The organism is Peribacillus sp. NPDC097295 (assembly GCF_044761665.1).
Classification (GTDB): Bacteria; Bacillota; Bacilli; order Bacillales; family DSM-1321; genus Peribacillus.
Window position 1 is genome coordinate 168,318 of sequence record NZ_JBIWCW010000002.1, and the last position, 19,599, is coordinate 187,916.

The 19,599-nt window shown below is 43.0% G+C and carries 14 protein-coding genes; 12 read left to right on the forward strand and 2 right to left on the reverse strand.

Annotated features, from left to right (window positions below; translation table 11 throughout):
- Positions 1-10: 10 nt before the first annotated feature.
- The 3 genes from speB (at position 11) to argS (ending at position 3,249) form a co-directional block, all read left to right on the forward strand.
- The gene (speB, locus tag ACIQXN_RS04085; protein WP_402962094.1) at positions 11-889 is read left to right on the forward strand and encodes an agmatinase; all 879 of its coding nucleotides are present in this window, start codon (positions 11-13) and stop codon (positions 887-889) included.
- Positions 890-1,134: 245 nt separating this feature from the next.
- Complete coding sequence (locus ACIQXN_RS04090; RefSeq protein ID WP_402962096.1) at positions 1,135-1,575, forward strand: YwiB family protein; 441 nt, start codon at positions 1,135-1,137, stop codon at positions 1,573-1,575.
- A gap of 3 nt (positions 1,576-1,578) precedes the next feature.
- Positions 1,579-3,249, forward strand: coding sequence for an arginine--tRNA ligase (argS, locus tag ACIQXN_RS04095; RefSeq protein ID WP_402962098.1), 1,671 nt, complete (start codon positions 1,579-1,581; stop codon positions 3,247-3,249).
- Positions 3,250-3,287: 38 nt separating this feature from the next.
- Here the strand turns inward: argS and uvsE are convergent, their stop codons facing one another.
- Together uvsE and cls are read right to left on the reverse strand one after the other, a co-directional pair.
- Entirely contained in the window at positions 3,288-4,244 is a 957-nt protein-coding gene (gene uvsE, locus ACIQXN_RS04100) for a UV DNA damage repair endonuclease UvsE (RefSeq protein WP_402962101.1), read from the reverse strand.
- 26 nt (positions 4,245-4,270) lie between these two features.
- On the reverse strand, positions 4,271-5,467 hold the full coding sequence (gene cls / locus ACIQXN_RS04105; protein WP_402963314.1) for a cardiolipin synthase: 1,197 nt from the start codon (positions 5,465-5,467) through the stop codon (positions 4,271-4,273).
- Positions 5,468-5,787: 320 nt separating this feature from the next.
- On the opposite strand from cls, the gene ACIQXN_RS04110 reads away from it, so the two are divergent.
- From ACIQXN_RS04110 to ACIQXN_RS04150, 9 genes are all read left to right on the forward strand, one after another.
- Positions 5,788-7,917, forward strand: coding sequence for a heterodisulfide reductase-related iron-sulfur binding cluster (locus tag ACIQXN_RS04110; protein WP_402963317.1), 2,130 nt, complete (start codon positions 5,788-5,790; stop codon positions 7,915-7,917).
- 186 nt (positions 7,918-8,103) lie between these two features.
- Complete coding sequence (locus ACIQXN_RS04115; protein ID WP_402962103.1) at positions 8,104-9,297, forward strand: acetyl-CoA C-acetyltransferase; 1,194 nt, start codon at positions 8,104-8,106, stop codon at positions 9,295-9,297.
- Between the two features lie 27 nt (positions 9,298-9,324).
- Positions 9,325-10,176 (forward strand): 3-hydroxybutyryl-CoA dehydrogenase, encoded by an 852-nt coding sequence (locus ACIQXN_RS04120; RefSeq protein ID WP_402962106.1) that lies wholly within the window; start codon positions 9,325-9,327, stop codon positions 10,174-10,176.
- 37 nt (positions 10,177-10,213) lie between these two features.
- Entirely contained in the window at positions 10,214-11,344 is a 1,131-nt protein-coding gene (locus tag ACIQXN_RS04125) for an acyl-CoA dehydrogenase (protein WP_402963320.1), read from the forward strand.
- 25 nt (positions 11,345-11,369) lie between these two features.
- Entirely contained in the window at positions 11,370-12,509 is a 1,140-nt protein-coding gene (locus ACIQXN_RS04130) for an acyl-CoA dehydrogenase (protein WP_402962108.1), read from the forward strand.
- 101 nt (positions 12,510-12,610) lie between these two features.
- Positions 12,611-13,252 carry a TetR/AcrR family transcriptional regulator gene (locus ACIQXN_RS04135; RefSeq protein ID WP_402962111.1) on the forward strand — a complete coding sequence of 214 codons (642 nt, stop codon included), beginning with the start codon at positions 12,611-12,613 and terminating at the stop codon, positions 13,250-13,252.
- Positions 13,239-16,505 (forward strand): fused isobutyryl-CoA mutase/GTPase IcmF, encoded by a 3,267-nt coding sequence (icmF, locus tag ACIQXN_RS04140; protein ID WP_402962113.1) that lies wholly within the window; start codon positions 13,239-13,241, stop codon positions 16,503-16,505. The genes ACIQXN_RS04135 and icmF overlap by 14 nt, the downstream gene beginning before the upstream one ends.
- A gap of 490 nt (positions 16,506-16,995) precedes the next feature.
- Positions 16,996-17,568, forward strand: coding sequence for a DNA-directed RNA polymerase subunit delta (gene rpoE / locus ACIQXN_RS04145; RefSeq protein ID WP_402962116.1), 573 nt, complete (start codon positions 16,996-16,998; stop codon positions 17,566-17,568).
- Between the two features lie 424 nt (positions 17,569-17,992).
- The gene (locus ACIQXN_RS04150) at positions 17,993-19,597 is read left to right on the forward strand and encodes a CTP synthase (RefSeq protein WP_402962118.1); all 1,605 of its coding nucleotides are present in this window, start codon (positions 17,993-17,995) and stop codon (positions 19,595-19,597) included.
- Positions 19,598-19,599: the final 2 nt, after the last annotated feature.

The window sequence follows — 19,599 nt, forward strand, 5'->3', positions numbered from 1 at the left end:
GGGCTTGAACATGCGATTTGATGAAGCGTACTCAGGTAATGTATTCATTAAAAGCCATCCGGATTTCGAGGAATCCGAGGCGGTGCTTTATGGTATGCCAATGGATTGGACCGTTAGCTTCCGTCCAGGGTCCCGTTTTGGACCAACGAGAATTCGTGAAGTCTCAATCGGGCTGGAAGAATACAGTCCATATTTAGACCGTGAATTGGAAGAAGTGAAATTCTATGATGCTGGGGATATCCCGTTGCCTTTCGGAAATCCGCAGCGGAGTATCGATATGATTGAAGAGTTTGTCGACGGTGTACTTGATGCCGGTAAATTCCCATTGGGCATGGGGGGAGAACATCTTGTCACATGGCCTGTCATTAAAGCCATGTTCAAAAAGTATCCCGATATGGCCATCATCCATATGGATGCCCATACAGATTTACGAGAGGACTATGAGGGAGAGCCGCTTTCCCATGCTTCCATCATCCGTAAATCAGCTGAGCTCATCGGACCGAAAAATGTGTACTCATTCGGAATCCGTTCCGGGTTAAAGGAAGAGTTTCAATGGGCCAAAGAAAATGGTATGCACATCTCTAAATTCGAAGTGCTTGAGCCCCTGAAGGAAGTATTGCCACAGTTAGCCGGTCGTCCGGTTTATGTGACGATTGACATCGATGTGCTTGACCCTGCGCATGCACCAGGAACCGGTACCGTCGATTGCGGAGGCATTACGTCTAAAGAGCTTTTAGCTTCCATTCATGAGATAGCCCGTTCAGAAGTGAATGTAGTTGGCTGTGATTTAGTTGAAGTCGCACCGATTTATGATCCATCCGAGCAAACAGCGAATACCGCAAGCAAGCTGATTCGCGAAATGATTCTTGGTTGGATCCAAAAGGGGTAATCTTAAAAGGGAAGGCTGTTCCTGCGATTTTTGCGGGAATGGTCTTTTTTTATTTGTTTTAATGAAAACCGGTACATTCAACATCTCCTCCTTTTCCTCCACTAAAAGCTGGTCTTGCGTTACATTCAATTGAATTGCATACTAAGATAAGAATTGAAACTTTATTTTCCACTCCAAGTTGAAACTTCATTGAAGAATATTTATACTTATAAAGTTAAGAACGAGATGATGAAGGAAGTGTAGCTTTGACTCTTCATGATATAGATAAACAGAACATTAAAGTGACATTGCAGACGAAAATCAGGCATGGCTCTGAAACGGAAACGTATGAGCTCGTCACTTTTGGTACAAGGATGTATAAAGGGTCCGATTTGTATTTGCAGTATGCAGAGGAAAATGAAGCCGGTAAAACGCAGACGACCATCAAGCATAAACCGAACGAAACGATTCTGCTTAGGAACGGTGCCATTAAAATGCGACAGCTTTTCCGCTTGCAAGAAGTGACAAATGGACATTATGAAAGTATATATGGCAGGCTGGGGCTATTGACGACAACGAAAAAAATCCAGCATGAATGGCATGAACAGGATAAGGAAGGGAAACTGGTCCTTCGCTATACACTACATATGCAGGGAAGCGAACCCGGGCAATATGAGATGACGATTTCCTACAAGGAGGAAGCATAGAACATGAATATAGTAAATGAGGTACAGGGAAAACTGAAAGAGGAAATTAAAGCTGCAGTTATCAAGGCTGGTTTGGCATCGGAAGAACAGGTTCCCCAAGCGGTGCTGGAACTTCCAAAGGATAAAACACACGGAGATTATTCCACAAATATGGCGATGCAATTAACGAAAATCGCAAAGAAAGCGCCGAAAATGATTGCGGAAGCGATTATCGAGAACTTTGACCTATCCAAGGCATCGATCGAAAAAATTGAAATCGCAGGTCCGGGATTCATTAATTTCTACATGAACAACTCCTATTTGACAGAACTGGTTCCAGTCATCCTGAAAGCAGATGAAGCCTATGGGGAAAGCGATTATGGAAAAGGCGAAAAAATCCAAGTGGAGTTCGTTTCCGCGAATCCGACTGGTGATCTTCATCTTGGTCATGCACGTGGTGCTGCCGTTGGTGACACGTTATGTAATGTTTTATCAAAAGCAGGGTATGACGTTTCGCGTGAATACTATATCAACGACGCTGGTAACCAAATCAATAACTTGGCGATTTCAATCGAAGCACGGTACTTCCAAGCGCTTGGCCTGGATAAAGAGATGCCTGAAGACGGTTACCGTGGCGAAGACATTATCGGAATTGGTAAAACGCTTGCGAAGGAATATGGCGATAAGTATGTTAACGTCGACGAAAAAGAACGGTATGCCTTTTTCCGTGAGTACGGATTGAAATGTGAAATGGAAAAGCTAAAAACGGACTTGGAAAATTTCCGTGTCGGCTTTGACGTGTGGTTCTCGGAAACGTCCCTCTATCAAAATGGGAAAATCGACGAAGCGTTAAGCGTTCTGAAAGAGAGGGGCCATGTTTACGAGGAGGACGGTGCGACTTGGTTCCGTTCGACAGAACTTGGCGATGATAAGGACCGCGTACTTATCAAGAAGGATGGCTCTTACACATACCTGACCCCGGATATTGCGTACCACCGCAATAAATTGGAGCGTGGATTCGACACCCTCATCAATATTTGGGGAGCGGATCACCATGGTTATATCCCACGTATGAAAGCCGCAATCGAAGCATTGGGCTATAATCGTGAGCAGCTTGAAGTGGAGATCATCCAGCTTGTTCATCTATTCAAAGATGGCGAGAAAATGAAAATGAGCAAACGTACCGGTAAAGCGGTGACAATGCGCGACTTGGTTGAAATGGTTGGCCTGGACGCAACACGTTATTTCTTTGCGATGAGAAGCGCGGACACGCATATGGACTTCGATCTTGATTTAGCTGTATCTAAATCCAATGATAACCCGGTTTATTATTCACAATATGCTCATGCCCGTATTTCAAGCATTTTGCGTCAAGGTGTGGAACAAGGAATCAGCTACGAAGGCATTACTGATTTTTCCGCTCTTTCTACGGAAAAAGAGTTCGAGTTATTGAAGAAATTGGGGGAATTCCCACAAGCAATCGCTGAAGCAGCCGAAAAACGGATGCCGCACCGCATGACGAATTATATCTTCGACCTGGCTTCTACATTCCACAGCTTCTACAATGCTGACAAAGTATTGGATAGTGAGAAGATGGATAGAAGTAAAGCTCGTCTTGCTCTAGTGAAATCAGTTCAAATCACGTTGAGAAACGCACTGGCACTAATTGGCGTTTCGGCACCGGAAAAAATGTAATAAGAAAAAGCGGTCGTTCCGAGGGAACGACCGCTTTTTTACTTGATGAACACCGACCCCCCGCTTAATCTTTTCACTCCGCGGATCCTAGAGATATCCTCAATCAGTTTCAACATCGCCTGGTCTTTCATTTTCGCTTCAATCATGAAATCTACATCCTTCCCCAATTCTGTGAGTGCTTTCAGAAGCGGCGTGATGAATGTAATATCAATATAATCAGCATGTGAACGAAACTCGCTTGCCGATTTCGGGGACGAAATATGTATTTTAGGTACCGCATTGGCGTGTTCCCAAGTGGTAAAAACACCGGTGAGCAGCTCGTTAAGCGGCTCCTCGGATAGATTGGCAAGATGATGATGATAATCAAAGACAAAAGGAATGCATTCCTTTTTACATACATGTAAAGTTTCGGATGCTGTATAGGTTTTATCGTCATTTTCCAAGGTCATCCTTGCTTTGACATTCGCAGGTAGCGACCTGAGGTTATCATGAAAGCGGGTGATCGCTGAATCTTTATCGCCATAGGCGCCGCCGATATGGATATTGATGAAGGATTGGTCTTCAATCCCCATCGCTTGAAGCATTTTATAGTGAAACTCCATATCCTTTACGGCATTTTGCGTAATGCTGGGTTTAGGGCTGGTGAAAAGCGTAAATTGATTCGGGTGAAAGCTAACACGCATGTTGTTCGCCAATACCCAATCTCCCAGCTGTTTCCATTCCTTTTTAAAAGGCGTGACGAAATCCCAATTGACTTCAGGGTGGGTCGCTAACGGTACAATGGAACTGGACAAGCGATATAGCTCGACCTGGTGGGCCGTATTGTACTGCAGGACCCTTAATGTATTCTCGATATTCTGTTTGGTAACATCTAGTAGCTTTTGCATTCCTTCTTCCTGACCAAGCGTGCTATAACGTTTGAAAGTCAGAGTCTTTGCAGGGGAAGCCTCCCATAGGCAGGTCGCATTGGATACGAATCCGAATCGTATTTTCATTTTTTTCTCTCCCATTGCCAGCCATGTTAAAGAAAAGGGGAGAAGATGGCAGCTAGTGATTCTTTTGCTGAACGTATGATATTAGGGGAAGAGAGTGTCTTCTCCGCTATTGGTTTGGATTCAGCTATGTCAATTGCCAATTCTCTCTTTACATCTTCTATGCAGCTGCGGTCATATATTAAACAATTGATTTCACTATTTAAGAATAAACTCCGTTTATCAAAGTTAGCCGTACCGATATCACACATTGTATCATCGATCAATATCACTTTAGAATGGTAGAACCCTCTTTGAAACTGCATAATGGAAGCCCCATCTTTTAATAAAACTCTAAAGTAGCGGAAGGAAGCCTCTTTAACTAGAGCGTGGTCTGACATATCCGGAACGATGACCGTCACCGCAACATCTCTTGCAAGAGCATCCCTTAATGCTTGGAATAATGGTTGGCTCGGGATGAAATAGGGCGTGCCGATAATAACTTCCTTATTAGCCTTTTGAATCAACTTTATTAAAGTCTGTTCAAGGTCGCTTCCGTTGGTCACGATGAACTCTTGAGCTTGTGAGGCAGGAACTAAATGGGGAAAGTAGGCCGGCGTCCCTCTTAAATCTTCCTTTGTATCGTGAAACCAGTCAGTAAGGAACACTTCCTGCAGGTCCTTTACACCTTCCCCCGTCACTTTTAGATGATAATCTCGCCAAGGATTCAACTTTTCCCCTTGATTAATGTATTCTTTACCGACATTAAAACCGCCTAGATACCCAATCCGACCATCGATAACGGTTATTTTCCGGTGATTTCTTCTTTGTGTGGAATAGAAAAGGAAAGGGGGTTTTGTCTGAAAGCTAAACGAAAAATGAACCTTGCTTCTTTTTAACTCTTGAATGGACTGCCGGGACATTTTTTTCCCGCCGATCAAATCGACCAACAGCCTCACTTCTACACCCGATTCTGCTTTTTTTTGCAGTAATTTTAAAAAGTCTCTGCTAAATTGATCATCTGTAACGATATAAAAAAGAATATGAATGGAATCCTGAGCCAGTTCGATTTCTTTCAGGAAATCTTCAAATAGAATTTCCCCAGAGGTAAAGACGGTCAACTCACTTTTACGAGGCGGAAAAGTAATGTTCGTTGCCTGCTTTAAATGCTTTTTGTGTCCTAATTTGAAATCAATCCAACACCAAGTGAGGATCAACATTATTATAGAAAATAGCGTACTGAACACTTTCAATATGATCCCCCCTTTATGGTTGAAATTAGTTTGACTCAAATAGTGTGTTTGTAACCCATTTATTAAAGAATAAGAGAAAATGAATTTTTTTATACAAAGGAAGAAGGTAAATTGGCAGAATTGTCGAATTTTACTGTTAAGTGTAGAAAAATAACAATATTCACAAAGAAAAAAGTTGACTGAATGCTCATTCATTATATAATGGAGATAAATAAAATTTCAGAAAATGTCATTTTTTCTATATTTTAAAAGTTGTGACGTGGCATTTTTACTTGTTTCGCAAATTTATAAAAGGGGGAACGCATGCAATGGAAATGAATGGTCTGCTATGGATTAACTTAATTGCATTTTTACTTGTAACCGCTTACTCTGCTGGATTATTTGTCTATTTGATTAGGACTCGAATGGCCTATATAAAGCTTGGCAAAAAGGTGGAGTTCGATAATCGGGTGAAGGAACGACTGGTAAAAATAGGGGTTTATGTATTTGGACAAAAGAAGCTCTTTAAAGACAAGAAGAGCGGAATCATACACTCCATGTTATTTTATGGTTTCATCTTAGTACAATTTGGAGCCATCGACTTTTTCATTAAAGGGTTAAAGCCAGGGTGGCATTTACCATTTGGTCCGGTATACCCGGCGTTCACTTTCTTTCAGGAAATCGTGACGCTTACCGTTCTTGTGGCAATATTATGGGCGGCATACCGTCGTTATGTAGAGAAGCTTGTGCGTTTGAAAAGAGATTTTAAAGCAGGATTAGTCGTCATTTTCATTACCGGGATCATGGTAACGGTATTGACGGGAAATGGGATGGGAATGATCTGGCATGGTCATGATGCTACGTGGTCAGAACCAGTAGCGTCCAGCATTGCGTTTTTATTTAACTGGATGGGGCCGACCGCAGCGACTGTTGTGTTCTACGTAGCCTGGTGGCTGCATTTGATCATCATATTATCGTTCCTTGTCTATATCCCGCAGTCCAAGCACGCTCATTTAATTGCTGGACCCGTTAATGTCTTCCTGAATCGATTGGATAACCCGGGTAAGCTGAAGCCTGTCGATTTAGAGGAAGAGATCTTGGATAAAGAAGGTAATCAGTATTACGGCGCTAAATATATCGAAGACTTGACACAATATCAAATGATTGACCTGTATGCCTGCGTGGAGTGCGGTCGCTGTACGAATATGTGTCCGGCAACGGGTACAGGAAAAATGCTATCACCGATGGATATCATCATCAAGATGCGCGATCACTTAACGAATACAGGAGCAGCCGTTACGACTAAGCAGCCTTGGGTACCGTCGTTCGTATTTGGCAATACGAAGGGCAATCAAATCGCTCTAGCGAGTGCTGGGCAGGGAGCGCAGGAGTCTGCAGCGGCAACTGAAGTTTACAGTGCGAGTTTGATTGGGGAAGTCATTACGGAAGAGGAACTTTGGGCGTGTACAACGTGTAGGAACTGCGAAGATCAATGCCCGGTCATGAATGAGCATGTTGATAAAATCATTGATATGCGTCGTTATTTAGTGCTGACGGAAGGCCGTTTAGATCCGGATGCCCAACGTGCGATGACAAACATTGAACGACAAGGGAATCCTTGGGGATTGAACCGTAAAGAAAGAGAAGATTGGATAGGGTTACGTGAAGATGTTGTCATTCCTACAGTCAAAGAAATGAAAAAAGCAGATGAGGAATTTGAATACTTATTCTGGGTGGGATCAATGGGTTCTTACGATAACCGCAGCCAGAAAATTGCCCTTTCCTTTGCAAAATTATTGAATGAAGCTGGCGTTAAATTTGCCATCTTAGGAAATAAGGAGAAGAACTCAGGCGATACGCCTCGCCGTTTAGGTAATGAGTTTGTTTTCCAGGAACTTGCTATGAAAAATATCGAGGAATTCCAGAAAAACGATATCAAAAAAATTGTGACGATTGACCCGCATGCCTATAATATTTTCAAAAATGAGTATCCGGATTTTGGACTGGAAGCGGAAGTTTACCATCACACCGAACTACTCGCCAAGCTTGTCGGCGAAGGCAGGCTGGTGCCGCAGTATCCGGTCAATGAAACGATTACCTTCCATGATTCCTGTTATTTGGGAAGATACAACGACGTATACAGCCCTCCACGTGAAATCTTGCAGTCTATTGAAGGCGTCAAACTTGTCGAGATGGAACGTAATCGTGAAAAAGGGATGTGCTGTGGAGCTGGAGGCGGCTTAATGTGGATGGAAGAGGAAACAGGAAACCGCATAAACGTATCCCGTACCGAACAGGCACTTGCTGTAAATCCAACGGTTATCAGCTCGGGTTGCCCATACTGTTTGACGATGTTGTCTGATGGTACGAAGGCAAAAGAAGTGGAAGAAAACGTAAAAACGTACGATGTAGCCGAATTACTCGAAAAAGCCATTATTGGCGACAGTAAGCCAGTAGCTTCTTAAGTTAAATAGAATTGCCTGCTTCTTCTAAATGAATATATTCACTAGAAGCAGGCGATTTTTATTTTATATAAACTAAATATTTATATTTTTGTAAAAATTATGTAAAATAAGTTTAAAGCGCTTTCAAAAAAATTTACCATGGCATCGAGCGAGCGTTCAATCAATTACCTGAGGAGGAAATGAATAATGGCGAAAACAGTGATCATTAGCGGTGTGAGAACACCTTTTGGTAAGTTCGGCGGAGGTCTAAGCAGTTTGACTGCTTCGCAACTTGGTGGAATAGCCATCAAGGAAGCGGTTCAACGGGCAGGGATTGATGGAAGCAAGGTTGGCGAGGTCATAATGGGGAATGTGCTTCAAGCAGGGCAAGGCCAAATTCCTTCTCGCCAAGCAGCTCACAACGCTGGATTACCTTGGGAAGTGAAAACCGAGACAATAAATAAAGTGTGTGCTTCGGGTCTTCGAAGCGTGACATTGGCTGATCAGATAATTCGCTTAGGGGAGGAAGAAATCATCGTTGCCGGAGGGATGGAATCGATGAGTAACGCTCCCTACATCCTCCCAAAGGCAAGATGGGGACTTCGGATGGGAGATGGGCAGCTGAAGGATACGATGATCTCGGATGGACTTAGTTGTAGCTTTACAGGCGTGCATATGGGGACGTATGGAAACAGCACGGCCGAGGAACTGGAGCTTACTCGTGATGAGCAGGATAGCTGGGCTTATGAAAGTCATCAAAAGGCCATCAAGGCAATCGATGACGGAATCCTTGCTGAAGAAATAACTGCCGTAGAGGTGCCTGTAAGAAAAGGCGAGCCCATGATGATTGAACATGATGAAGGGCCAAGAAAAGATACATCGCCTGAGAAACTAGCCAAATTAGGTCCTGCCTTTAATAACGAAGGAACGATTACGGCCGGTAATGCCCCGGGTGTAAATGATGGGGCGGGTGCGCTTGTCTTAATGAGTGAAGAACGTGCAGAAAAAGAAGGGAAGACGCCTTTTGCCTATATTTTGAGTCATGCAGAAGTGGCTGTTGAAGCAAAGGACTTTCCCAAAACACCTGGTTTGGTCATCAATGAAATCTTAAAAAAGTCGGGCAAATCTATAGAAGACATAGATTTGTTTGAGATCAATGAGGCATTTGCTGCTGTGGCCCTAGCTAGTGGGAAGATTGCAAATGTCAATCCGGAAAAAATCAATGTCAACGGGGGTGCCGTAGCATTAGGACATCCAATCGGGGCGAGTGGTGCCCGCATTATCATAACTCTTATGCATGAACTGAAACGTCGTGGTGGCGGGTTGGGCATTGCGGCCATCTGTAGTGGCGGCGGTCAGGGGGATGCCATTTTAATTGAAGTGCCAAAGCAGGAAAACTAAAGAGCTAGATTACTAAGGAGGGATTTCATGGACATTCAAAAGGTGATGGTCATTGGTGCAGGTCAAATGGGATCTGGCATTGCCCAAGTATGCGCAATGAGCGGATATGATGTTCTATTGCATGATTTGAAAGAAGAATACGTAGAAAAGGGATTAGGGACGATAACGAAGAATCTTTCCCGACAAGTTGAAAAAGGGAAAATGACTGCTGAGGATAAAGAGGCAGCGTTATCCCGGTTGACTTCATCGACAGATCTGAACAATGCAAAAGATGTGGATTTGGTCATTGAAGCGGCCATCGAAAATATGGAAATCAAAACGAAGCTTTTCGCAGAATTGGATGGAATCGTTCCGAAACATGTCATACTTGCGACCAATACTTCATCACTTCCGATTACGGAAATAGCCGCTGCGACCAAAAGGCCGGAAAAAGTAATCGGGATGCATTTTATGAATCCCGTTCCGGTCATGAAGTTGGTCGAAATTATCCGTGGCCTTGCTACAGCCGACGAAGTGTATGAAGAAATCGAAGAGATGGCAAAATCCTTAAGCAAGGTCCCGGTCGAAGTGAACGATTTCCCGGGATTCGTCGCGAATCGGATACTGATGCCAATGATAAATGAGGCAGTCTATACCCTTTATGAGGGTGTTGCGACCAAAGAGTCGATTGATGACGTAATGAAGTTAGGCATGAACCATCCCATGGGACCACTGCTACTTGCAGACTTCATTGGTCTAGATACATGTTTATACATAATGGAAACCCTTCATGAGGGCCTCGGCGACGATAAATACCGTCCATGTCCATTGTTGAGGAAGTATGTAAAAGCAGGATGGCTCGGTAAGAAATCAGGACGTGGATTTTATGAGTATAGCTAGTTCTATAGAGCATAGGCATCTGGGAGGAATGATGGGGATGGATTTCCGATTTACTGAAGAGCAGGAAATGATGAGGAAAATGGTTCGGGATTTTGCCGAGAATGAGATAGAGCCTCATATAGAGTCGATGGAACGAGGGGAGTTTCCGAAAGAGATCCTCCGTAAAATGGGCGAACTTGGACTGATGGGAATTCCAATCTCAGAGCAATATGGCGGCTCGGGCATGGATTTTATATCTTATATCATTGCCATCAATGAAATTTCCAAAGTGAGTCCGACACTTGGTGTTATCCTTTCCGTCCATACTTCTGTTGGTACGAACCCCATCGTTTATTTTGGGACGGAAGAACAGAAGCAAAAATACGTGCCCAAACTTACCACAGGAGAATACTTAGGTGCTTTCTGCTTAACGGAACAAAGCTCTGGTTCCGATGCTGCCAGTTTGAAATCAAAAGCAGTGAAGGAAGGTGACATGTACCGCCTAAATGGATCGAAGGTTTTCATTACAAATGGTGCTGAAGCAGATGTGTATATCGTCTTTGCTTCCACTGATCCGACTATGAAAAGCAGGGGAATCTCTGCCTTTATCGTGGAAAAGGGTACACCTGGCCTAATCTTCGGAAAGAATGAACGGAAAATGGGACTCCATGGCTCGAGCACTGTTCAAGTAACATTTGAAGACATGAGAATACCAGTTGCGAATCTTCTTGGCAGTGAGGGTGAAGGCTTCAAAATTGCAATGGCCAACCTGAATGTCGGAAGGATAGGCATCGCAGCCCAGGCGCTAGGTATCGCTGAAGGCGCCATGAAACATGCTGTCGATTACGCAAAGAGCAGGATTCAATTTGGAAAGCCGATTGCCGTGCAGCAGGGAATCGGGTTCAAACTTGCAGAAATGGCGACCAATATCGAAGCTTCCAGGCTATTAGTCTATCGAGCGGCGTATCTCCAATCCCTTGGGTTGCCATGCAGTAAGGAAGTGTCCATGGCCAAACTGTTAGCTTCGAAGACTGCCGTTGAAGTGGCAACGGAAGCCATCCAGGTTTATGGCGGGTATGGCTATACAACGGAATATCCGGTTGAACGCTATTTCCGGGATGCCAAGGTAACCGAAATTTATGAAGGAACCAGTGAAATACAGAAGATAGTCATTAGCAAGCATCTCTAAATTCGAGAAGACGGGGGATATAAACATGCAATTCAAATTGACAGAGGAACACGAAATGATTAGGAAAATGGTACGTGATTTCGCTGAAAATGAAGTCGCTCCAACAGCAGCGGAAAGAGATGAAGAAGAACGGTTTGACCGTGAGATTTTCGATAAAATGGCTGAACTTGGACTGACGGGTATTCCTTGGCCTGAAGAATACGGTGGTATCGGAAGTGATTATCTCGCGTATTGTATCGCAATTGAAGAACTTTCCCGTGTATGTGCCTCTACAGGAGTAACACTATCAGCCCATACATCTCTTGCCGGTTGGCCGATTTACAAATTTGGTTCGGAAGAGCAGAAGCAAAAATACCTTCGCCCGATGGCTCAAGGCGAAAAAATCGGGGCCTATGGTTTGACGGAACCAAGTTCAGGGTCTGACGCAGGCGGCATGAGAACGACTGCAAAGCTTGTAGGAGATGAATACATCATCAATGGTTCGAAAATCTTCATCACCAACGGTGGCATCGCGGATACGTATGTAGTCTTTGCACTGACAGACCCTGAATCCAAACAAAAAGGAACGAGTGCATTCATTGTTGAAAAGGACTTCCCTGGCTTCAGTGTAGGCAAAAAAGAGAAAAAACTTGGGATTCGTTCATCGCCGACAACTGAAATCATTTTTGATGAATGCCGGGTACCAAAGGAAAATCTTCTAGGAAGTGAAGGAGAGGGCTTCAAAATCGCGATGATGACTCTTGATGGCGGGCGGAACGGTATTGCGGCTCAAGCTGTCGGTATCGCTCAAGGAGCCTTGGATGCAGCGGTTGATTATGCAAAAGAACGTGTCCAGTTTGGAAAAACCATTTCCGCACAGCAAGGAATCGGTTTTAAATTAGCGGAAATGGCGACAGGTGTAGAGGCTTCGAGACTCTTAACATATCAAGCGGCTTGGCTGGAGTCTGTTGGCCTTCCGTACGGGAAAGAGTCCGCTATGTCGAAACTTTTTGCCGGGGACACGGCCATGAAAGTGACTACAGAGGCTGTTCAAGTGTTTGGGGGATATGGATATACGAAGGATTATCCGGTTGAACGGTTTATGCGCGATGCAAAAATCACCCAAATTTATGAGGGAACACAAGAAATCCAAAAACTGGTCATCTCAAGGATGATTACTAAATAGCATGGAAACTAGGTTTTCCGGTGAGGCCTCCTGCCTCCCGGAATACCCTTTTCATTTTTCAGAAGGGCTGCCTGATAAACGATTCTAAAAGGGGGTAGGAAATGGAAAAAAGAGAAGTTCTTGCGTCTGTAAAGGATGAAAGATTGGTTGAGAAAAGGCGTAAGCAGATGATTAAGGGTGCTGTGAATCTATTTAAAGAGAAAGGGTTTCACCGGACGACAACGAGGGAGATTGCAAAAGCATCTGGCTTTAGTATTGGTACCTTATACGAGTATATTCGGACGAAGGAAGATATTTTATATCTCGTCTGTGATTATATTTATGATGAAGTCCGGGATAAACTTCAGCGGGAAATCGAACAGAGTGATGGGACGCTAGAAAGTCTGAAACTGACGATCAGCTATTTTTATCAGGTGATGGATGAGATGCAGGATGAAGTATTGGTCATGTATCAAGAAGTGAAAGCATTGACAAAGGATGCCTTGCCTTATGTTTTAAATAAAGAAATCGAAATGGTGGGCATGTTTGAACGAGTTATAACCAATTGCGTCAAAAATGGAGAGCTTCATTTGACAAAGAAACAGATCAGTCTTGTCTCCCATAATATTTTTGTACAGGGACAGATGTGGAGTTTTAGAAGATGGGCTTTGCATAAACGATTTACGCTTCAAGAGTATGTTGAAATCCAAACAGCATTATTGACCCAAAGTGTATATAAGGAGGAGTCCAATGAGTACAGTTGAAGTGTATCAACCTAAAAATCATATCCGGTTCGTGACGGCTTCGAGTTTGTTTGATGGCCATGATGCATCTATTAACATTATGAGAAGGATTCTTCAAGCAAGTGGGGCGGAAGTCATTCATTTAGGTCATAATCGCTCGGTCGAAGAGATTGTGAACGCGGCGATTCAAGAGGATGTCCAAGGCATAGCGATGTCGTCTTACCAAGGTGGGCATGTGGAATATTTTAAGTATATGTATGATTTGCTGAAAGAAAAGGGAGCTGAGCACATTCGAATCTTCGCTGGCGGTGGGGGTGTCATCCTGCCAAGGGAAGTTCAGGAACTCCATGAGTATGGGATCGCTCGAATCTTCTCTCCTGATGAGGGTCGTGAGTATGGGCTGCAGGGCATGATCAATGTTTTGATGGCAGAATGTGATTTTTCGACGGTCAAGGCGTCCCTACAGGAACGCTTTGATGAATTGATTGCAGGAGAAACGAGTGCCATTGCTCAATATATTACCTTTGCGGAAAACAGGCTCGAGGCCACACATGAATCGGCAGCAACGGTAGAAAGTCTCTTCGAACAGGTCAAGTCATCGGAAAAACAGGTGCCGGTTCTTGGCATTACAGGCACGGGTGGTGCAGGGAAAAGCTCATTGACCGATGAGTTGATCCGTCGTTTTATAAATGAGGTCCCGGAAAAGAAGGTGGCGATTCTATCTGTCGATCCGACAAAACAAAAAACCGGCGGTGCGTTGCTGGGTGACCGAATCAGGATGAACGCCATCTTTTCTGATCGTGTTTATATGCGAAGCTTAGCAACACGCCATTCAAAAAGTGAGCTCTCACTAGCCATTCAAGATGCCATTTCAGTAGTGAAGGCTGCTGGGTTCGACTTAATCGTCGTAGAAACGAGCGGAATCGGTCAGGGAGACGCGGAAATTACCGAAATTTGTGATGTGTCCATGTATGTCATGACAAGTGAATTTGGTGCCCCTTCACAGCTTGAAAAAATAGACATGATCGATTATGCCGATTTGATAGTCATAAATAAATATGAGCGCAAAGGGTCTGAGGACGCTAAAAATCAAGTTCAGAAGCAGTATCAAAGAAGCCACACTTTATTCGATCGAGAAACTTCTGAAATGCCCGTTTACGGTACCATCGCTTCCCAATTCAATGACCCGGGTACGAATGCTTTATTTGCCGTTCTTATAGAGAAGTTAAATGAAAAGGCCGGGACAAACTGGAACACGTCTTTTTCAAAAGAAGCGGAAGTCTACAAGCAAAATGTCATCATTCCAACCGACCGACGCTACTATTTACGTGAAATCAGTGAGACGGTCCGCCTTTATCATAAACGGGCTGGCGAACAAGTTAAATTAGCAAGAAGATTGTTTCAGTTGGAAGGGGCAATTGAGGCAGTCAAAGAAAATGGATGTGATGCCGCTGTTATAGAATCCCTTGAGTTGTCGAAAAAAGAAACCGCTTCCAAACTATCGGCAGAAACGAAAAACATCCTGGCTGGATGGATCGAGTTAAAAGAGAAATATTCAGCCACACAGCTTGTAACGAAAATCCGTGATAAGGAAATCATAACGAACCTAAAAACGAAAAGTTTATCCGGGTTAATGGTCCCACGGGTATCTCTTCCGAAATATGAGGATTATGGAGAGATAGTAGGGTGGGTCTACAGGGAAAATGTTCCGGGTCACTTTCCCTATACAGCCGGAGTCTTTCCGTTCAAACGGGAGGGGGAAGACCCTAAGCGGCAGTTTGCAGGTGAAGGGTCACCGGACAGAACGAATCGACGTTTTCATTATTTATCCAAAGATGATGATGCCAAACGTCTCAGTACCGCTTTTGATTCGGTTACGTTATATGGAGAGGACCCTGATTACAGACCTGATATCTACGGGAAGGTAGGAGAGAGTGGCGTCAGCATTTGTACGTTGGATGATATGAGAAAATTGTATGCTGGGTTCGACTTATGCGCCCCATCCACCTCGGTGTCCATGACGATCAATGGTCCGGCACCGATTATCTTGGCCATGTATATGAATACAGCGATCGAACAACAGGTTCGTCTCAAAGAAGAAGAATTAGGACGATCGCTTACACAGGAAGAATATGAACAAGTTCAGGATTATACCCTCCAAACGGTACGCGGCACAGTTCAAGCTGATATTCTCAAAGAAGATCAAGGGCAAAACACTTGCATTTTCTCTACGGAATTCGCTTTACGGCTGATGGGGGACATCCAAGCCTACTTTATAGATAAAAAGGTCCGGAATTATTACTCCGTTTCTATTTCCGGCTATCATATCGCTGAGGCGGGTGCCAATCCTATTTCGCAACTGGCCTTTACCTTGGCGAACGGATTTACGTATGTCGAGTATTACTTAAGTCGTGGCATGGACATTAATGATTTTGCCCCGAACCTATCATTTTTCTTCTCCAATGGCCTTGACCCGGAATACACCGTAATTGGGCGGGTCGCAAGACGGATATGGGCGACGGTCATGCGTGATAAGTATGGTGCCAATGAACGGAGCCAGAAGTTGAAGTATCACATCCAGACATCAGGACGTTCCCTTCATGCACAAGAAATTGACTTTAATGATATACGAACAACGCTACAGGCTCTAATGGCACTCCAGGACAATTGTAACTCCCTTCATACAAATGCATACGACGAGGCCATCACAACGCCTACAGAGGAGTCTGTACGCCGTGCCATGGCTATACAGATGATCATCACGAAGGAACATGGTTTATCGAAAAATGAAAACCCGATGCAAGGTGCCTTCATTATCGAAGAATTGACTGATCTAGTAGAGGAAGCCGTATTGAGGGAGTTTGATAGCATTAACGATAGAGGTGGTGTACTGGGCGCCATGGAAACGCAGTATCAGCGAGGAAAGATCCAGGATGAATCCATGCATTACGAAATGAAAAAACATACCGGGGAATTGCCGATCATTGGGGTGAACACGTATTTGAATCCCAATCCGCCTACAGAAGAAGCGGTGAACAGCATGGAAGTTGCCAGGGCGACAAAAGAAGAAAAAGAAGGGCAAATCACGAACCTACGTGCATTCCAAGAAAGAAACAAAGCAAGTATTGATGAAGCCCTGAAGCGTTTAAAGGACGCTGCAATGAATGGGGAGAATATATTTGGTGAACTGATGACTTGTGTGCAAGTTGCGAGTTTAGGCCAGATAACAGGTGCATTATATGAGGTTGGCGGGCAATATCGAAGAAATATGTAAGGAACAAGGAGTATCCTGATTTTTAGGGTGCTCCTTTTTCTAGAACGTTTTTAGTTTTTTTGAGCCAAAATGAAATGTTCACGTTATAAATCTTTTGAAAAGGGGCAAAGATGATGATTCAGCCCTTATTGGATTGATAAGGTGAATGGAAAGTTTATCAAAAGGTGTTTTACGCTCTTTGTTAGTTCGCGCCTTAGCCTTGTTCTCTTTTTTTCATTCTATTGATGATCGTTTCTCTCGACTGCTTTCGTATGAAATGATTGAAAGATTAGAGGAAATTCATTTTGAAATAGATTTTAGTTAATTTGAACGGTAGGGAAAATCTGTGAAAGTATCAGATAGAACTAGCATAAACCCATTTAGATTGTTTATAATGGATTATATGTCTAGCAGGAATTGTCGTTATTTTATCGAAATACTGTTTTAGATTATTTTTTTATGTAAAAAAACACGACTCATCGTGTTTGAATAGAGAAGGGAAGTGCGGAATTTGAGTTTGAAAACATACTCGAAAGAGCAAATAATGGAAATGTCCTTAATAGAAATCGCATATGAAATTTTGGTTGAAAAAAACGAACCAATTCTATTTAAAGACTTAATGAGTGAAATAGCTACACTTCAACATTTATCTAAAGCAGAAGTAGCAAAAAGGATTGCCCAGTTCTATACGGATTTGAATGTAGATGGCCGTTTTACTTCACTTGGAGAAAATCGTTGGGGATTGAAAACTTGGTACCCTGTTGACCAAATCGAAGAAGAAGTCGTGCATGTTGTAAAAGTGAAGAAGAAAAAGAAAGCGAAAAAAGCCGCTGTGGTCGTTGACGACTTCGATGATATTGAAGAGGAAGATCTTGATTTCGAAGAAGATATTGATGATTTGGATGAAGATGACGATGATGACGACGATGATGAAATCCTAGGCGTAGCAGTTATCGACGAAGTACTTTTAGAAGACGACGTTGACGATGATGACGATTTAGAAGAAGAAATTATTGAAGATGAAGTTTTCGAAATCGATGAAGATGAAGACGAAGATGAAGACGATGAAGAGAAAGATAAATAAGTAATCGCCCCTTGACTTTTTAAGGCGAAATTTGTAGAATCATTTTTGGGCTCCTTAAAAAAGGACACAATCTTAAAATTATATCGCTCCCTTACTTTTGTGGTAAGAGGAGCGTTTTTGTTTTTGATGATGGAATGTAAAATGATATCATTTTTTTATTTTTACAATGAATACTCGTAAAATGGTAAAAACTATAGATAAGTAAAAGTTAATGTTATTTACGGGAATTTTACTAATTGGCATCCCAGGCATACCCCTCTTACCGTTCAAGCTCTTTTCTTCTAAGAGATAAGAGTGTAAGACCTGGTTTGTTCGTTTATATCTGCCAGAAAAGGCAGAAGGTTCATGAAATCAAGTTGGTCCGGATTTGATTGAAAAAGCAAGAGGACGGCAGTTGACGAAAACATTCATAGGAGGATATGAGATGACAAAATATATTTTTGTAACGGGTGGAGTAGTTTCCTCTTTGGGAAAAGGGATAACGGCGGCTTCTCTAGGAAGACTTTTAAAAAATAGAGGGTTAAATGTAACGATTCAGAAATTCGACCCTTATATCAATTTGGATCCAGGGACAATGAGCCCTTACCAACATGGTGAAGTATTCGTTACGGATGATGGCGCAGAAACGGATTTGGACTTAGGTCACTATGAGCGTTTCATTGATATCAATCTTGGTAAACACAGCAATGTGACAACAGGTAAGATTTATTCTACCGTCCTAAGAAAAGAACGTCGCGGAGACTACTTAGGCGGAACTGTCCAAGTTATCCCTCATATTACCAATGAAATCAAAGAACGGGTTTTCCGGTCAGGAAACGAAACGAATGCTGATATCGTAATCACTGAAATCGGTGGAACGGTCGGGGATATCGAGTCTCTTCCATTCCTTGAAGCCATCCGCCAGATCAAAAGTGACATTGGAATCAATAACGTTATGTATATTCACTGTACACTTGTTCCTTACATCAAAGCTGCCGGTGAAATGAAAACAAAACCAACACAGCATAGTGTTAAGGAACTGCGTAGTCTTGGTATTCAACCAAATATCATCGTAGCTCGTACTGAAAGACCGATTTCACAAGATATGAAGGATAAAATCGCTTTATTCTGTGATATCGATAAGAACTCAGTGATCGAGTGCCTTGATGCAGATACACTATATTCGATTCCTCTTGCCTTGCAAGCACAAAACATGGATCAAATCGTTTGTGACCACCTGCAACTAGATTGTGGAGTGGCAGATATGGAAGATTGGAAAGAACTTGTTAAAAAAGTTACTTCTTTGACAAAGAAAACGAAAATTGCCCTTGTCGGAAAATATGTTGAATTGCAAGATGCCTATCTTTCGGTTGTCGAAGCATTGAAACATGCAGGGTATGCATTTGATGCGGATGTAGAAATCGACTGGATCAATTCCGAAGATGTAACGAAAGAAAATGTTGCTGAGTTGCTTAAAGATGCAGATGGGATCCTTGTTCCTGGTGGATTTGGAGACCGTGGAATTGAAGGGAAAATCGCGGCAACTGAATATGCACGTACGACTAAAACACCATTCTTCGGTATTTGCTTAGGTATGCAATTGGCATCCATCGAATTTGCACGTAATGTTCTAGGTTTGTCTGAAGCGCATTCTGCCGAAATCAATGCAAAAACGCCAGACCCAATCATTGACCTTCTTCCAGAGCAGAAAGATGTAGAAGATTTGGGCGGTACATTACGTCTTGGTCTATATCCATGTAAGCTTATTGAAGGTACAAAAGCCTATGAAGCATATAACGATGAGGTTGTATACGAGCGTCACCGTCATCGTTATGAATTTAACAACCATTATCGTCAAGCTATGGAAGAGGCAGGATTCGTCTTTTCTGGTACAAGCCCAGATGGCCGTTTAGTGGAAATCGTGGAACTGAAAGATCACCCTTGGTTTGTGGCTTCACAATTCCATCCGGAGTTCATTTCACGTCCTAACCGTCCACAGCCACTTTTCCGTGACTTCATCGGTATGTCTTTAAAACACAATGAAAAATAATA

What these genes read in the sequence shown, in the direction of transcription:
- speB (WP_402962094.1), top strand. Translation starts at nt 11, where the DNA reads ATGCGATTTGATGAAGCGTACTCAGGTAATGTATTCATTAAAAGCCAT.
- argS (WP_402962098.1), top strand. Translation starts at nt 1,579, where the DNA reads ATGAATATAGTAAATGAGGTACAGGGAAAACTGAAAGAGGAAATTAAA.
- uvsE (WP_402962101.1), bottom strand. Translation starts at nt 4,244, where the DNA reads ATGAAAATACGATTCGGATTCGTATCCAATGCGACCTGCCTATGGGAG.
- ACIQXN_RS04110 (WP_402963317.1), top strand. Translation starts at nt 5,788, where the DNA reads ATGAATGGTCTGCTATGGATTAACTTAATTGCATTTTTACTTGTAACC.
- ACIQXN_RS04115 (WP_402962103.1), top strand. Translation starts at nt 8,104, where the DNA reads ATGGCGAAAACAGTGATCATTAGCGGTGTGAGAACACCTTTTGGTAAG.
- ACIQXN_RS04120 (WP_402962106.1), top strand. Translation starts at nt 9,325, where the DNA reads ATGGACATTCAAAAGGTGATGGTCATTGGTGCAGGTCAAATGGGATCT.
- ACIQXN_RS04125 (WP_402963320.1), top strand. Translation starts at nt 10,214, where the DNA reads ATGGATTTCCGATTTACTGAAGAGCAGGAAATGATGAGGAAAATGGTT.
- ACIQXN_RS04130 (WP_402962108.1), top strand. Translation starts at nt 11,370, where the DNA reads ATGCAATTCAAATTGACAGAGGAACACGAAATGATTAGGAAAATGGTA.
- ACIQXN_RS04135 (WP_402962111.1), top strand. Translation starts at nt 12,611, where the DNA reads ATGGAAAAAAGAGAAGTTCTTGCGTCTGTAAAGGATGAAAGATTGGTT.
- icmF (WP_402962113.1), top strand. Translation starts at nt 13,239, where the DNA reads ATGAGTACAGTTGAAGTGTATCAACCTAAAAATCATATCCGGTTCGTG.
- ACIQXN_RS04150 (WP_402962118.1), top strand. Translation starts at nt 17,993, where the DNA reads ATGACAAAATATATTTTTGTAACGGGTGGAGTAGTTTCCTCTTTGGGA.